The organism is Chlamydia felis Fe/C-56, assembly GCF_000009945.1.
In the GTDB taxonomy this organism is placed as follows: Bacteria; Chlamydiota; Chlamydiia; order Chlamydiales; family Chlamydiaceae; genus Chlamydia; species Chlamydia felis.
This window is the reverse complement of the sequence record NC_007899.1, coordinates 184,889-199,051: the sequence shown is the minus strand read 5'-3', so window position 1 is coordinate 199,051 and position 14,163 is coordinate 184,889. Positions and strand designations below refer to the sequence as shown.

Below are 14,163 nucleotides of genomic sequence, written 5' to 3'. Positions count from 1 at the left end.
AATCCTTTCTCATAACAAAAACTCTTATAATCCCTCTAGTAAGTTTAACATAATCCCGGCTTTTGATAGCATGGTTTAACTATTACTTAGGAAAAAAATCACTATGCCGTCTCATTTGCTAGAGTATCAAAGAGTTGTAGAAAGTATAGTTGAGAAAACAATCGCCGAGTTAATCCGTTACCGACAACGTCTCCCTCTGGTCCCTTTCTGGACAAAACCCGATGGATCTTTTGTTACTCCTGCAGACTACGCCGTCCAATATTGTCTCCAGAAAAAGCTTTCAACAACCTTTCCACACATTCCATTTATAGGGGAGGAAGTTCTTTATGCTGATGACGATAGTCACAAAATTAACAAAATTCTGGAGTTTATTCATAAACTAGATCCTAAGGTAACGCCCCGGGATCTCCTAGAGACGTTAACTCCAAATCAAGAGACCTCATCGTTATACTGGCTTGTTGATCCTATTGATGGAACATCTGGGTTTATTAAGAACCGTTTTTTTGCTACTGCGGTATCTTTAATTTACGAAGACAAACCTATACTTGCAGTGATGGCTTGTCCGTCTACGGATCCTTATAAGTTTAAAATTTATTCTGCGGCCAAAAACCACGGCACCTGTGTATTTGGCTCCGCCATTGCATCCAGGCACTATCTAAAACCTGGGGCCAAGTTAACAGGTAAGTTTTGTGAAGCCTCTCTAGCAGCTCGCAATCAACAACACCACGCTACACGCTTATTAAGTCTTTGCCTCCCTGGGCAACCCCAAGCCTATCGTGCAGACAGCCAATACAAATATGCTATGGTTGCTGAAGGTTCCGTGGACTTTTTCATCCGCTATCCTTTTGCTATTTCTCAAACAAAAGCTTGGGATCATGCTCCTGGAGCCTTTTTAGTTGAGGAATCTGGGGGTATAGTGTCGGATATTTTGGGGAACCCGCTAAATTACCGCAGAGAAGATTTTCTATTAGAAAATCACCCCATAATTTTAGCATCTGGGAATGAAGAGATTCATAAAATCACTTTAGAAACGCTACAAGAACAATTGAATATTATTCCTGCAGGAAACCTACTAACTTATTAAATATAAGCTGCAAGTTTTTCTTCTACCATCCTATCGGAGAGGGTTACCGTATCCTGAGTGGAAGTTTCGCTTTTCTCGTAAATTTCTCTAAGAATCTCAGGAAGCTTACTGACTTTTTGCAAGACTGTTTTTGGACAATAAGTCTTTCCAACAGCAAGAGCTACATTCAATAACCCCCCAGCATTAGCCAAGTAGTCTGGGGCATATAATATTCCCTGAGCTTGCAGCACAGCGCCTAAAGAGGCGTTTTCTAACTGGTTATTCGCAGCTCCTACGATGGCACGACAGCGTAAGTTGTAGACATTACTTTTATTAATCACCCCACCAAAGGCACATGGGACAAAAATATCGCATTCTAACGTTGGGAAAGCATCTTTAGCAACAACAGTTACGCCATAAAACTTGGTAACTTCATCAAGGATAGCTTGATTGGTATCACAGACAAAGAGGTCGGCACCTTCGAAAAATAGAGAGAGCAGTAACTTTCTCCCAACAGAACCAAGACCTTGAATACCTATTTTTCTTCCCTTCAAGGAAGAATCCCCCCACAATTGCTCCGCAGTCTCTTTTATGCATAAAAAGACACCGTGCGCGGTGTAAATTGAAGGATCACCGCTTACACTCTCTATACCGCATACCCACTGCGTCTCTTGATAAATAGTATTAATATCATTAACAGAAACTCCCATGTCTTCAGCGGCAATATACTGCCCACCTAGAGAATCAACGGCCTGGCCAAAAGCCCGCAGCATATCTTCAGTTGGACGTGTCATACCCTTAGGAAGAATAATCACGCTTTTCCCGCCTCCGGTTCCTGTATCGCTGAGAATAGCTTTATAGGTCATGCCTCTTGACAAACGTAAAACATCTGTTAGGGCATCGTCAAAAGAAGCGTAAGCAAAAGCACGAACTCCACCTAATGCGGGTCCTACTAGTGTTTGATGAATAGCAATCAACGCATGTAATTGAATACTTTCACACGTGACTTCAATTACGCGTTCGTAATCTTTGATATTTACATCTTTGAACACTAAGGGATACTTCATAATCTTAAATTAGGCGGATTTGTAATTATAATGCGCGAGTATTGTATAGATTTAATTAAAAGTCAATTAACCACCCCTCTCCCTTCTCTTAAAATTCCTCAAATGATACGCTAAAACACTCAGAAAAATCAAAAAATCAAAAAATCTATAACGAGAGTCGCTTATGTCTGAAAAACCATCTTTATCAATCATGCATCCTTGGCACGGTCCTGTACTCACTCAAGATAACTATGAATCTTTGTGCTGTTACATAGAAATTACTCCTCAGGATTCTGTAAAGTTTGAATTAGACAAAGCTACGGGTTTACTAAAAGTAGATCGCCCTCAAAAATTTTCTAACTTTTGTCCTTGTTTGTATGGACTATTACCTAGAACTTATTGTGGGGAACTTTCTGGGAAATATAGCGGAGAGCAAAGTCTGAAGGAGAATATCCAAGGAGATGGCGATCCTCTAGATATTTGCGTTCTGACGGAAAAAAATATCACTCACGGCAATATTTTACTTCAGGCACGTCCTATTGGAGGACTGCGCATTATTGACTCTGGAGAGGCCGATGATAAAATCATTGCTGTTCTTGAAGATGATTTGGTGTTCTCAGAAATTCAAGACATCTCTGACTGTCCGTGTACAGTGTTAGACATGATCCAACACTATTTTCTGACTTATAAAGCTACTCCCGAGCATTTAATCAATGGGAAGCCAGCAAAAATTGAAATTTTAGGAATTTATGGCAAGAAAGAGGCTCAAAAAGTAATCCATCTTGCTCATGAAGACTATCTAAATAAATTTTCTATACAATAAAGGCTTAAGAAAAGGAGAGGTTCCCCTCTCCTTTTATCCTTTTACTTAGCGAGAAAAGAGATAGTTATTGATAAACTTATCTGCTTCAGTCGCAATATCTTTCAGTTCAGGGAAACTCAAAAGTCGCATACCTTCTTGAAAGCTTAACCACTGAGCTTCACAAATTTCTTCTGGATCCGCATGCACGTCCCCTTGGACTTCTGCTAGAAAGTAAGCAACTTCTTTACGAACAAACACTTCGTTATCGTTAAAAGAATAGTGTTCGACAAGAACTTTTGGGAAAAAATTAACTATACTTAAACCAGTTTCTTCAACTAGTTCTCTTTCTGCAGCCTCCTGGGGGCCTTCTTTATCCTCAGAATGACCTTTAGGAAACCCCCAATGCTTGCCTTGGGTGTGGCAGATAAAACAAGCTTTTAGTGTACTTTTATCTGGGGTACCAAAAAACTTTATGGGAATAATACCAAAAGAGTATTCATACTTAGTCTTCATCATAATTAGGGTATATACCTCGAGAATAATATCGTTGAATTGTGTCCACCAAAACCAAAAGAATTCGACATAGCCACGTCAATATCCCAATCCTGAGCCTTATTCGCAACCACATCAAAATCATCAATTTCTGCAATCGGGTTCTCTAAATTAATCGTGGGATGTAATTTTCCCGTTTGAATTGCTTGAATTGTTGCAACAGCTTCGACTCCTCCAGCGGCTCCGAGGCAATGACCTATAAGAGACTTTGTGGAATTCATTCGCAAATTTTTCACATGACTACCGAAAGCTTTTTTCACTGCTAAAACTTCCGATATATCTCCTAAAGGAGTTGATGTACCATGAGCATTAATATAATTTACGCGCTCTTTAGGAATTCCAGAACTTTCTAAAGCCCCAAGAATACACGAGGTGATTCCCTCTCCATCATCTCTAGGAGCTGTGATGTGGAAAGCGTCACAAGTAGTGTATGAGCCAAGTATCTCTGCATAAATCGGAGCACCTCGCTTCAAAGCATTCTCTAACGTTTCTAAAACTAAAACCCCGGCTCCCTCTCCAATGACAAAACCGTCTCTATCTCTATCCCAAGGACGAGAGGCTTCTTGAGGAGCATCGTTTCTTTCTGATAAAGCACGATTAGCAATAAAACCCGCCAATCCAACACGGTTCACTGCGGCCTCAGTTCCTCCACAAACTATCATGTCAGAACGCCCAGAAACAAGATGTTGGTAAGCAGCATCAATACAATAATTCGAAGTCGCGCAAGCTGTGGATATAGAATAGTTTGGACCCATCAGTCCAAAATCCATAGCAATAAGCGCGGGGGCCATATTAGTAATAATGTAAGGTATAAAGAAAGGAGAGAGTTTTTTATTACCTTGGATAAGGCGTTCCATGCCCTCGTCTAAAGTCTGCAACCCACCCATACCAGAACCAATGATCACACCACAACGAAGAGGATCAGCGGGAAGATTGTCTTTATCCCATCTAGACATCGCAATAGCTTTCTTAGCAGCAACTACTGCATAGGTAATAAAAGGATCAACTCTGCGTGCTTGTTTTTTATCTAAATAAGGCTCGGGATTAAACTCGGGGATCCAAGCAGCGAAACGGGTAGCATAATCTTCGCATGGAAAAGAAGTAATTGTATGAACTCCACTGATACCAGCGAGCAGATTATCATAAAAGGTGTCTACTTCATTGCCTAAGCAGGAAACTACTCCCAATCCCGTGACTACTACACGTTTTTTATTCATAAAGTTATTCTACCCCGTTAAGAAGCTAGAAGCTTAGATGTAATAATGGAACCGTCCTTCCACAGCTCTTCCAGTCGATATTGTTCTCTAACGGATGAGACAAATAGATGAATGACGATAAATCCGTAATCTATAACTACCCAGTCACCATGGCTTAACCCCTCTACATGTAAAGGAGCAATATTATGCTCTTTTAATTCCTGTACGATAGTGTCTGCCAAGGCTTTTACATGTACACCAATATTTCCTTCAGCAAAAATAAAATAGTCTGTAAGCTGAGAAATGGCGCGAACATCCAAGACAACAGGATTATTGCCTTTTTTGTTATCAATAACTTTGGCAATTACTTTTAATAAATTAAAGCAAAATAATTCCATAGAAACTGGCAAAAGAATACTCGATTATCTAGGATAAGGTCGAGCTTTTTTTCTTATGTTAAATAATATTCCAATAATACTTTCTAGCCATTCTTCTAAGTTTTCCCTTAGGTCGCACTACAGTTTTCTCCTCACCCAGGAGAAGAAAAGGCAGGTCTAAAATATGGTCTGAGAAGGTATGACTTCTTGCCCGACCTATTTTTTTAAGATGGCTAAGTATTTTTGCCTTATTATCCCCAGTTAGGCATTGATTTGCAAGCATTTGACCTCTAGAAAACTCTTGAAACCCCGAAGCATAACACATATTTGCCCCGAGTCTCTCGGCTATAGGCTTGACAATGAAGTCTGGCGAGGAGGAAAAGATCATAACTTCTCCCGAGGAATCCTCTAGGGCTTCATGAAATTTTTCTAAAGCGGGAGAGTAAAAATCTTTTTCTACTAATATCTGTGAAAACTCCCAGGCCATGGAAGAAAGATCCTCCAAGGAAACCTTTGAGAGTAGGGAGGAAACTATTCGGGAATAAAATGAAGGCAGGTCTAAAAAAAAACGAAAACGAAGAAAAAACAAACAACAAGAAGGAAGGGTTTTATAAGAGAATAAGCGACGCTCCAAAGCGTATTTATAAAACCCTATACTACTATTTCCACGCAACAATGTACCGTCTAAATCAAAAGCATATATACAAGATTGTCTCATGTTAACTGCTGAATTTGTCGCTTCAAGTCAAGGATACCCTGATCCAATTCCTCTAAGGCGCGTTTGTCTTCTTCAACCAGAGCGCTATATTGCATAGCACGATCGAAATCTAGACCTGAAGCTCCAAGAAGTTTCTTGTCCTGCTCTAGTTTATCTTTTAATTCCTTACGACGCTCCTGCCTCTGAGACAAAACCTGTCGCATATTTGTGAGCTTTTCACGGGAATCTGGAGAAGACAATAACTGCTCTTCAAAATACGCTGCTATATGCTGCAAAGTTAAATTTAACCGATTATCTAAGGAAATTCTTTCCGAAGCAGATAAAAACGCTGCTTTGGTTAAAGATTCTTTCAGTTCTTGCCATTCTGATCGAGCTTCTGGGTGAATATCTCCAGAAATGCATCTTTCAGAAAACAGATGGATCTTTTCTGTAAGTTCGCTAATAGCTGCCTGTCTGATCTGCTTATCTCGAGCTAATTGCTCTTGGTAACTTTGTTCTGCAGTTTCTTGTTTTTCTCGAAGCTTTTCAAACAGAGTTTGTAGCTCTGATTTCAAAGCCACAACATCATCATGGACCAGGTCTAAAGAGCGTATACGTTTTGAAACAGCATCTAAATCCTTACGAATTCTAAAAAGATCACCACCTTCTTCCAATGCCTGAGCAATACTTGTTAATTGCTCACGGACTTCTTTGGAGTTTTCCGCAGATGTGACTCTTAATCGACTTTGTTCCTGACGAATTTCTTTTTCCAAACCTTTAAGTTGATCCCAGCATCTACTTAGTTTCAAACGGGTATCAGAAAATACGGTGGAGGATACAGCTAAACATTTAGCAGCTTGCTGTAAATTTTTAATTTCCTTCCGTAAAAAAAAAACAGAACGCTTTAGCGCCTCTTTATCGGCACAAAAAAAGTAGCGAGAAACGAAAGACTCAACATCTTCCGAAAAAGCTTCACTCACGTTCTCAATAAGCTCTTTTCTTTTGGGGAATACTTGATTTCCCAGCAAGGATAAACGCTGGAAAAATTTGCTTTTCAGCCGCATACGCATGCCTACGTTCATTAATTCTTTACGCAAATCAATGATTCTTGCGGAAAAGCTACTCAGCCAGACTAATGAAGCGTGCAACTCTTTATAAAAAGCCTTGCGTTTTTCCAAAGTCTGCGTTTCTAAAAATACGGATTGTTCTTCTTGTACTGTCAGAGGATTAGTTCCGTCTAAGAAACTTGTGACATCTTGCTCTAGGCAGGATATTGCCAACTCAATCTGTCCAACAACAAAAGTTCCTTCTTCATCTTGTAAGGATTTAATATGTCGTCCTTCTTTAGTTAAATCAATATAGCGACGCCAAAATTCAGCCCGCTTACCAACGTTTTCTACTTGATGAAATAATGGAAGGCAGTGCTTTCGTATCGCCCAAAACAGCTTTAAATTGGCTCCTTGGTTGTTTCTTAAGGCTTGCTCCATTTTCTCTAAACTAAAAGCCACCTGCTCTTCTATAGATGAAAATTCAGATAACTCTTGAGTAAATATGGTAAAGGATTCATTAGTCATTGCGGCGTTAGAAATATCATCGCTTTTGGATTTCAATTCCTCACTAGAAACCACTATAGAACCTTGTTTTGCTTCTGAAGAATGAAAGCTGTTGTCTGAAGTATCCATAATAACAACTTAGGGTGTAGGGCTTGACAAAGAAATAATGAATAGAAGATAAAGTTTGCCCCCGCACTACATTATCGTCAATCGTTTTATGAACTTATTTACTAGAATATCCTTTGACGAAGGGTTGGAGTTATTTAGGACAAGTCCCTTAGAAAAATTACAAGAAGTCGCGAATATTTTACGCGAACAACGTTATCCTGATAATAAAGTCACTTACGTCTTAGACGCCAATCCCAACTATACGAATATTTGTAAAATTGATTGTACTTTTTGTGCGTTTTACAGGAAGCCTCACTCTTCTGATGCATTTCTTCTTTCTTTTGACGAATTTCGTTCTTTAATGCAACGATATATAGCTTTAGGGGTTAAAACAGTGCTTCTTCAGGGAGGTGTACATCCAAGCCTAGGCATGGATTATCTCGCGGAATTTGTACGTATTACGGTTAAAGAATTCCCCTCTATTCATCCGCACTTCTTTTCCGCAGTAGAAATCTCACACGCAGCTTCTGTATCAGGAATCAGCAATGAAAAGGCTCTCGGCATGCTCTGGGATGCAGGACAGAGAACAATTCCCGGGGGTGGGGCAGAAATTCTCTCTGAACGCGTACGCAAAATCCTATCTCCAAAGAAAATAGGCCCTGATGGTTGGATTTCTTTCCATAAACTTGCCCATTGCCTAGGCTTCCGCTCTACGGCAACAATGATGTTCGGGCATGTAGAAAACGCTCACGACATTCTTCTTCACCTAGAGGCGCTAAGAAATGCACAGGATGAGGTCCCAGGCTTCTATAGCTTTATTCCCTGGAGTTATAAGTCTGGAAACACCGCTTTAGGACGTAAAGTTCCCCATCAAGCACCTCCGGAAATGTATTATCGCATCCTTGCAGTAGCACGGATCTTTTTAGACAATTTCGATCACATAGCAGCCTCTTGGTTTGGAGAAGGCAAGGAGCTTGGAGCTCGTGGACTACATTATGGAGCTGACGATTTTGGCGGTACGATTATTGATGAGAGCGTGCACAGATGTACGGGATGGACTTTAAAAAGTTCTGAAGAAGAAGCGCGAGCAATAATTGCTTCTGAAGGATTTATTCCTGTAGAGAGAAATACATTCTATGAGCGCATTGAAACGCCTGCGCATCATCCATGAAGAAAGTAATCTTCAGCGATCTTTTCTGCTATAGTTTCTGCTGTCAACCCCAGGGTAGGCAGTTCTCGAAACATGGGATAGCGCTTAAACCAAGTTCTTTGTTTTTTAATATAATACAATGTATTGGCAATGAACTTATTCTTCACGTCCTCATAAGCTTCTTTGGGAGATCCTTGATCAATAAAATCAATCCATTCTCTATAGCCTATAGCCTTTGATGCTGAGGGATTCTCTCTAATTCCCTGCTCGAGCAATCTATGCACTTCGTCAATTAAGTTATCCTCAAGCATTCTGCGGCAACGCAATTGAATATTATCGCGCAAAAGATCTCTAGGCGAAGAAAGGAACCATCCTCGACAATTGTATTCCCTAGGTTCTTTTGCTTCCATGCTCCAGTTATGCTCTGAGACCTTTTTCCCTGTTAAATGGATAATTTCTAGAGCACGAACGATTTTATTCTTATCATTCTTGGTAATAGTACGCGCATATTCAGGATCTTTCATACATAGATTATCGTATAGGAGAGACAAGCCATTCTTCTGAATGTAAAGAGCTAGGTGATCGCGAAATTCACGATCTGCGGGTGGTCCTTCAGGAGGACCTGAAAGAAAAGTGTGAAAGTAAAACCCGGACCCACCGACAAGAATAGGAACCTTATTCCTAGACAGGATATTTTGGCATGCTTGGGTTGCCTGATAATAAAAATCTACAGCATTAAAGAGTTCCTGAACATGACAGATATCGATCAGATAGTGAGGGATTCTCTGTCTGGCTTCCAAAGAAACCTTAGCAGTACCGATGTCCATCCCACGATAAACCTGCATGGAATCCACGGAAACAATTTCTCCATCAACCATGGGCGCTAGACATAAAGAAACATCGGTCTTCCCAGATCCAGTAGGCCCTGCGAGTAAGATAATAGTACGTTTAAACAGTTTCGCAAATGACTTTTGAGGATCTAAGCAGACGTCACATCCTGTAGATGTTATTGCATTAGCTTGAAATTCAGGAGCACGCATATGCAATATGGTTAAAATTTAGTAAAACATTCTTGTTCTGACTGACATACAGGCAAAAGTTGATCGACTCCCGCTATACGAATAACCTCAGCCACTGCATCTGACACACAACAAACACAAAGGAGACCCTGGCAAGCCTGCAATGACTTAGATAAAGAAAACAAAAGGCGAATCCCTGCACTACTCATATAAGTAACGTATTGGAAGTTTAGCACTATTTTATGTTTACCTTCCTGAACTTTCTTATCTAAAAAAGCTTCTGCTTGGGGAACAGAAACAGCATCCAGGGCCCCTTCCAAAGAAACAACAAGAACGTCTCTATACTGTTTAGTCAACCAATCCATAAAAGCAACTCCAAATAGCACCTCGCAAATATTAGCGATATTATTTACGATAAAAATAAAAAACAATGCGCACCCATGGTAAGAAGCTTTATAAAAACGCTTTTTTCTCCTGGACCGAGATATTCCATCTCTTACGCTTTACTATGCATTTTTCTTAGCACATTAATTTTTATTCCCACCATTCATTGGCTTTTGTTTCCCGAAACTTTTTCACTTCCTACTACAAAAGCTCTTCCAATTAAAAATATTTTTTTAGTTTCCTCGTCTCCCTCCAGAATTCCCGAAGCCATTTTTTCAGAGACACTACGATTATCTGCAGATCGCCCAACTTTCCTACATCAATTTACAATTAAGCAAGCAGAAATAGCTTTAAAAGATTTGGGAATATTCTCTTCGGTGTCTATAGAAAAGGTCCCGGACAATAAAGGAATCATTATCTTTTATTCCACGCACTCCCCGATAGGTTATTTAGGGAACCAAACCAATACATTGTTTAATTATTCCGGGGAACAATTTCCCTGCCAGCCCTTTTTCACTTCCCAAAAACTTCCCCAAATTTTTTTTTCTAAGCAAGATCTAGAAGCTTCTATTTTACCTTTATGGAAAATCAATATTGCTACCCTTATTATTGAGGAACTTAAATCAGATCCTCCGGCAATTATTGATATGTCCCTGACGGAAAAGTACCCTATGGAGATAGCAGTGACTTTATCTTCTGGGAATTTTCTAAGATTGCAATACCAGGCATTACGAGAAGGACTAAAGAATTATCACCGTGCTCAAAATAGCACAGTGATTGACTCTCAGCAAAATTATGTTTACGATTTAAGATTTCCAAACCACTTATTGTTAAGTAAAATATGACTCCCGTGATTATTTTTACTCAGCTACCTTCTCAAGAAGAAGCTGAGACTATTTCCCATACTTTAGTGACTCGAGAGCTTGCGGCCTGCGTTCATGTATTCCCGAAGGGAAAATCCACCTACATTTGGGAATGCAAACTCTGTGTTTCCGAAGAATATCAAATGCAGATCAAAACAACATTAGAGCAATTCTCTGCAGTTTCTGAACTCATTCAATCTTTATGCTCTTACGATGTTCCAGAAATTATTTTGGTGAAAATTGATGACGGAAGTGAGGAGTATTTAAAATGGTTATCTCTAGAAACCGGTCCACAAATGTCTCAGGAATGAATAAATCTTGACGTTTTTTCTAAATTCGATATAATCTTTTCCGGAACTTTGAAGGACTAGTAAGCGTCTTATTCATTTTTTCCACATCTCAAATTTAATTTGGATTTTATGGAAGAGTTTGTAGCATACATCGTAAAGAATTTAGTTGCCGATCCTGAAGCTGTGGAAATCCGTTCTGTTCAGGATGAGTCAGGTGAATCTATAAAGTTAGAGATACGTGTGGCTCCCGATGACATTGGGAAAATCATAGGTAGACGAGGAAACACAATACACGCATTAAGGACTATTCTTAGACGAGTATGCGCGCGATTAAAAAAGAAAATACAAATTGACTTGATTCAACCCGAGGGCACCAGAGAATCTGTTGGTGAAGACGAGGGAGTCTCTAGTGATTTTTGTCTTGATTCAAACAACTCTAACGACTCAGGCATGGTTCATCAATGTTGTGGCCGAGGCAACTGCTGCTCAGCTGATGAGGAGGATTCGGAAGTGTCTTCAACTCATCATAAATGCAGCCACAATCACCATTCTGAATAACACACTTACTTTTCCACATCTTTATAAACAGAATTTGGCAATAGCTAAAAACCCCTTTGCGGAGTTTTTAGCTCTTCGCGATTAATGAGCGTTGCTTAGCAAAAGTACTGTGAATTTTCTTCTTTTGATCAAACTTATGTAATCCCGATATAATCAATTGATGCATGATCTGTTCAAAGGTCCATCCTACACGAACAAAATCATGTAAAAATGGGCTAGACTCGGTCATTCCTGGAATAGGATTTATTTCAGAAAGCCAGAACTCTCCTTCATTATCTAAAAAGAAATCGATTCTACAAGAACCTTTTCCCTGGATAACACGATATATACGCTCTGTAAGTTCTTTCACTCTTGCTTTAGCTTCTTTGGAGAAGTTTAAATCGTATTGTATTTTCGCACTAGATTTACCATTGAATCCGTATTTCTCTTCGTAGCTAATGAATCTTTTCTCCCCACAACGCTCGTGTGGTTCGGAAATATAATAACTGCTACTTGCATCTCCAAGACAAGACACTTCAATTTCCCGAGATCCTAAACGGCTCTCTTCAATAAAGATATCGGTATCGCATTGGAAAGCTTCGGAAATCTTGGATTTTAGCTCTTCCTCGTTATGAACTTCGAATACCCCGATACTTGATCCTAAATGTGCTGCTTTAACAAACATAGGAAAAGTAAAGGTCTCTAAAATCCTACGCATGCATAAGTCTGGAGTTCTTTTCCAAGCATGCAAAGTTAACGGTTGATAAGGAACCACAGGTACGCCTATAGAAGCTGCAAGACGTTTTGTCATGACTTTATCCATACTTATGGCAGAGAAAAGCAAAGAAGGACCACCATAAGGTTTATCGATAATTTCTAAGAATCCTTGAAGAGTACCGTCTTCACCGAAGGGGCCATGTAAAATAGGAAGAATAACATCTACATTTGCTAGAGATTCTGCAATTTCTGAGGATAATACATGATAACCTTCCTTATCATAATCATGTTCTGCATCAATAGCCGTAACTTTCGACCAGAGTCCTTGACGATTGATAACAAAGTACTGCACATCATAGTACTCAGAAGCAAGATATTGGATGATATTTTTTGCAGACAACAAAGAAACTTTATGCTCACAAGACTGGCCTCCACAAACTACACCAACAGAAAGTTTCTTAGGTTCAAAGTCCTTTAAAGCATTTCCTACAGAATAAATATTCCCTGCCCCCAAAGACACGCAAACATCATGAACACGGATTATTTGTTTTAGATATCCAATAATATTGTCATAAGGCACATAGCTACAGCGCACATGAGAGGATAAAGAAATCGTTTCTGCTAATTTCTCAGGAGATGGCAAATCAAGAGGGGTTTCTCCAGCACTGTAAATATCGGTAAGAATTACCTCATCAGCATCTTGGAAGGCATTAAAAAAATCTTCTAGGCAATGTTGTAATCGAGAAAATCTATGAGGTTGACATATAGCAATCACACGACGCACTCCCACGGCATCCCGCAATCCCCCTAGGGTGCAGGAAATCTCCGAAGGATGATGAGCATAGTCTTCAAGGAATAAGAATGTTTCAGAAGTATTCTTTCTCTCCATACGTCTTTGAACTCCGGGAAAGTTCTTAAGCGCTTCTCGAATACTTTCCTCATCGATCCCTAGAGTTAATGCTATGCCCATAGCTACAGCAGCATTTGCCACATTGTGCTTACCTATAAGGTTAAGATCTATATCTTGGTAATCTTTCTCTAAAAAAGATAGGGAAAACACGGAGCGCCATCCATCCTGACGATGGGAGTAAATATACAGGTGACAATCTTGAGAGAATCCATAAGATTTTCCAGAGATCCTTCCCTTCAGTTCTTGGCAATCGCCATTGTAAAAGCATAAATTTGGATTATCAACCTTACGGGCAAATTCTTCGATCGTTAAGGCTAGCTTTTCCTTATTCCCTTCAAAATTACTTAGGTGCTCATTATCTAAATTTGTCACCACGGCAATTTTAGGATGATAGTATTTCAACGAACCATCGCTTTCATCAGCTTCTGCTATGAAGTATTCTGAGTTTCCTGAATAACCATTTAACGATAGAGAATTCAGCCCTCCAATCGCATAGGAAGGATCTTTTTTCGCTGTTTGAAAAATCGCTGTAATTAATGAGGTTACCGTAGTTTTTCCATGACTTCCTGAAACTAAAATACTCGTATGCTCTTGCATTAAAAATGCAAGCAGCTCAGCACGATGCATCATAGGAAGTTGTTTTCTTACAGCTTCTTTATACTCTACGTTATCTGTAGAAATTCCTGATCCGTAAATAATAGTGCAATCTTCAGGAACATGATTTTCCTTGTGCCCTGGTAAAAATATTGCTCCTTTGGCAACCAGTTGATCCACAGTAGCACCTTGATTTAAATCACTCCCCGATACGGAATATCCCCGGTCTAATAAAATATGAGCTAATGCACTCATTCCTATTCCACCGATACCTATAAAATGATAGTGGATTTTCCTATCCATAG

At 39.6% G+C, this 14,163-nt stretch carries 15 protein-coding genes; 6 read left to right on the top strand and 9 right to left on the bottom strand.

Features of this window, described 5'->3' with window-relative positions; translation table 11 throughout:
- Nucleotides 1–103: 103 nt before the first annotated feature.
- Nucleotides 104–1,084 (top strand): inositol monophosphatase family protein, encoded by a 981-nt coding sequence (locus CF_RS00865; RefSeq protein WP_011457724.1) that lies wholly within the window; start codon nucleotides 104–106, stop codon nucleotides 1,082–1,084.
- On the opposite strand, the gene CF_RS00860 is transcribed toward CF_RS00865, so the two are convergent.
- Nucleotides 1,081–2,130 carry a Leu/Phe/Val dehydrogenase gene (locus CF_RS00860; RefSeq protein WP_011457723.1) on the bottom strand — a complete coding sequence of 350 codons (1,050 nt, stop codon included), beginning with the start codon at nucleotides 2,128–2,130 and terminating at the stop codon, nucleotides 1,081–1,083. The two genes, CF_RS00865 and CF_RS00860, sit on opposite strands and share 4 nt — an antisense overlap.
- A 163-nt stretch (nucleotides 2,131–2,293) precedes the next feature.
- Between CF_RS00860 and CF_RS00855 the strand changes: the two genes are divergently transcribed.
- Entirely contained in the window at nucleotides 2,294–2,932 is a 639-nt protein-coding gene (locus tag CF_RS00855) for an inorganic pyrophosphatase (protein ID WP_011457722.1), read from the top strand.
- A 45-nt stretch (nucleotides 2,933–2,977) separates the two neighbouring features.
- Here CF_RS00855 and CF_RS00850 read toward each other — a convergent pair whose 3' ends face one another.
- Genes CF_RS00850 through CF_RS00830 form a run of 5 tightly spaced genes read right to left on the bottom strand, consistent with a single transcriptional unit; the run spans nucleotide 2,978 to nucleotide 7,415 of the window.
- Complete coding sequence (locus tag CF_RS00850) at nucleotides 2,978–3,427, bottom strand: bis(5'-nucleosyl)-tetraphosphatase (RefSeq protein ID WP_011457721.1); 450 nt, start codon at nucleotides 3,425–3,427, stop codon at nucleotides 2,978–2,980.
- Nucleotides 3,428–3,429: 2 nt separating this feature from the next.
- Nucleotides 3,430–4,680, bottom strand: coding sequence for a beta-ketoacyl-ACP synthase II (fabF, locus tag CF_RS00845; RefSeq protein WP_011457720.1), 1,251 nt, complete (start codon nucleotides 4,678–4,680; stop codon nucleotides 3,430–3,432).
- Nucleotides 4,681–4,697: 17 nt separating this feature from the next.
- A complete protein-coding gene (gene rsfS / locus CF_RS00840) occupies nucleotides 4,698–5,057 on the bottom strand; it encodes a ribosome silencing factor (RefSeq protein ID WP_011457719.1) in 360 nt (119 codons plus the stop codon).
- A 58-nt stretch (nucleotides 5,058–5,115) separates the two neighbouring features.
- Nucleotides 5,116–5,754 carry an HAD-IB family phosphatase gene (locus CF_RS00835; RefSeq protein ID WP_011457718.1) on the bottom strand — a complete coding sequence of 213 codons (639 nt, stop codon included), beginning with the start codon at nucleotides 5,752–5,754 and terminating at the stop codon, nucleotides 5,116–5,118.
- Nucleotides 5,751–7,415, bottom strand: coding sequence for a hypothetical protein (locus CF_RS00830; RefSeq protein WP_011457717.1), 1,665 nt, complete (start codon nucleotides 7,413–7,415; stop codon nucleotides 5,751–5,753). Before CF_RS00830 ends, CF_RS00835 begins: the two co-directional genes overlap by 4 nt.
- An 88-nt stretch (nucleotides 7,416–7,503) precedes the next feature.
- On the opposite strand from CF_RS00830, the gene mqnC reads away from it, so the two are divergent.
- On the top strand, nucleotides 7,504–8,565 hold the full coding sequence (gene mqnC / locus CF_RS00825; RefSeq protein ID WP_011457716.1) for a cyclic dehypoxanthinyl futalosine synthase: 1,062 nt from the start codon (nucleotides 7,504–7,506) through the stop codon (nucleotides 8,563–8,565).
- Here the strand turns inward: mqnC and miaA are convergent.
- On the bottom strand, nucleotides 8,556–9,584 hold the full coding sequence (gene miaA, locus CF_RS00820; RefSeq protein ID WP_011457715.1) for a tRNA (adenosine(37)-N6)-dimethylallyltransferase MiaA: 1,029 nt from the start codon (nucleotides 9,582–9,584) through the stop codon (nucleotides 8,556–8,558). The genes mqnC and miaA overlap by 10 nt on opposite strands.
- A gap of 11 nt (nucleotides 9,585–9,595) precedes the next feature.
- A complete protein-coding gene (locus CF_RS00815) occupies nucleotides 9,596–9,928 on the bottom strand; it encodes an STAS domain-containing protein (RefSeq protein WP_011457714.1) in 333 nt (110 codons plus the stop codon).
- Nucleotides 9,929–10,003: 75 nt separating this feature from the next.
- Between CF_RS00815 and CF_RS00810 the strand changes: the two genes are divergently transcribed.
- From CF_RS00810 to CF_RS00800, 3 genes are all read left to right on the top strand, one after another.
- Nucleotides 10,004–10,792 (top strand): hypothetical protein, encoded by a 789-nt coding sequence (locus tag CF_RS00810; RefSeq protein ID WP_011457713.1) that lies wholly within the window; start codon nucleotides 10,004–10,006, stop codon nucleotides 10,790–10,792.
- Nucleotides 10,789–11,121: a divalent-cation tolerance protein CutA gene (cutA, locus tag CF_RS00805; protein ID WP_011457712.1), complete on the top strand. Its 333-nt coding sequence runs from the start codon at nucleotides 10,789–10,791 to the stop codon at nucleotides 11,119–11,121. The genes CF_RS00810 and cutA overlap by 4 nt, the downstream gene beginning before the upstream one ends.
- A gap of 108 nt (nucleotides 11,122–11,229) precedes the next feature.
- Nucleotides 11,230–11,658 (top strand): KH domain-containing protein, encoded by a 429-nt coding sequence (locus CF_RS00800; RefSeq protein ID WP_011457711.1) that lies wholly within the window; start codon nucleotides 11,230–11,232, stop codon nucleotides 11,656–11,658.
- Nucleotides 11,659–11,725: 67 nt separating this feature from the next.
- Here CF_RS00800 and CF_RS00795 read toward each other — a convergent pair whose 3' ends face one another.
- Nucleotides 11,726–14,161 carry a bifunctional UDP-N-acetylmuramate--L-alanine ligase/D-alanine--D-alanine ligase gene (locus tag CF_RS00795; RefSeq protein WP_011457710.1) on the bottom strand — a complete coding sequence of 812 codons (2,436 nt, stop codon included), beginning with the start codon at nucleotides 14,159–14,161 and terminating at the stop codon, nucleotides 11,726–11,728.
- Between the last annotated feature and the right edge of the window lie 2 nt (nucleotides 14,162–14,163).

Excerpts from the sequence above, each read along its gene's own strand:
- CF_RS00865 (WP_011457724.1), top strand. The coding sequence starts at position 104 with ATGCCGTCTCATTTGCTAGAGTATCAAAGAGTTGTAGAAAGTATAGTT.
- CF_RS00860 (WP_011457723.1), bottom strand. The coding sequence starts at position 2,130 with ATGAAGTATCCCTTAGTGTTCAAAGATGTAAATATCAAAGATTACGAA.
- CF_RS00855 (WP_011457722.1), top strand. The coding sequence starts at position 2,294 with ATGTCTGAAAAACCATCTTTATCAATCATGCATCCTTGGCACGGTCCT.
- CF_RS00850 (WP_011457721.1), bottom strand. The coding sequence starts at position 3,427 with ATGATGAAGACTAAGTATGAATACTCTTTTGGTATTATTCCCATAAAG.
- fabF (WP_011457720.1), bottom strand. The coding sequence starts at position 4,680 with ATGAATAAAAAACGTGTAGTAGTCACGGGATTGGGAGTAGTTTCCTGC.
- rsfS (WP_011457719.1), bottom strand. The coding sequence starts at position 5,057 with ATGGAATTATTTTGCTTTAATTTATTAAAAGTAATTGCCAAAGTTATT.
- CF_RS00835 (WP_011457718.1), bottom strand. The coding sequence starts at position 5,754 with ATGAGACAATCTTGTATATATGCTTTTGATTTAGACGGTACATTGTTG.
- CF_RS00830 (WP_011457717.1), bottom strand. The coding sequence starts at position 7,415 with ATGGATACTTCAGACAACAGCTTTCATTCTTCAGAAGCAAAACAAGGT.
- mqnC (WP_011457716.1), top strand. The coding sequence starts at position 7,504 with ATGAACTTATTTACTAGAATATCCTTTGACGAAGGGTTGGAGTTATTT.
- miaA (WP_011457715.1), bottom strand. The coding sequence starts at position 9,584 with ATGCGTGCTCCTGAATTTCAAGCTAATGCAATAACATCTACAGGATGT.
- CF_RS00815 (WP_011457714.1), bottom strand. The coding sequence starts at position 9,928 with ATGGATTGGTTGACTAAACAGTATAGAGACGTTCTTGTTGTTTCTTTG.
- CF_RS00810 (WP_011457713.1), top strand. The coding sequence starts at position 10,004 with ATGGTAAGAAGCTTTATAAAAACGCTTTTTTCTCCTGGACCGAGATAT.
- cutA (WP_011457712.1), top strand. The coding sequence starts at position 10,789 with ATGACTCCCGTGATTATTTTTACTCAGCTACCTTCTCAAGAAGAAGCT.
- CF_RS00800 (WP_011457711.1), top strand. The coding sequence starts at position 11,230 with ATGGAAGAGTTTGTAGCATACATCGTAAAGAATTTAGTTGCCGATCCT.
- CF_RS00795 (WP_011457710.1), bottom strand. The coding sequence starts at position 14,161 with ATGGATAGGAAAATCCACTATCATTTTATAGGTATCGGTGGAATAGGA.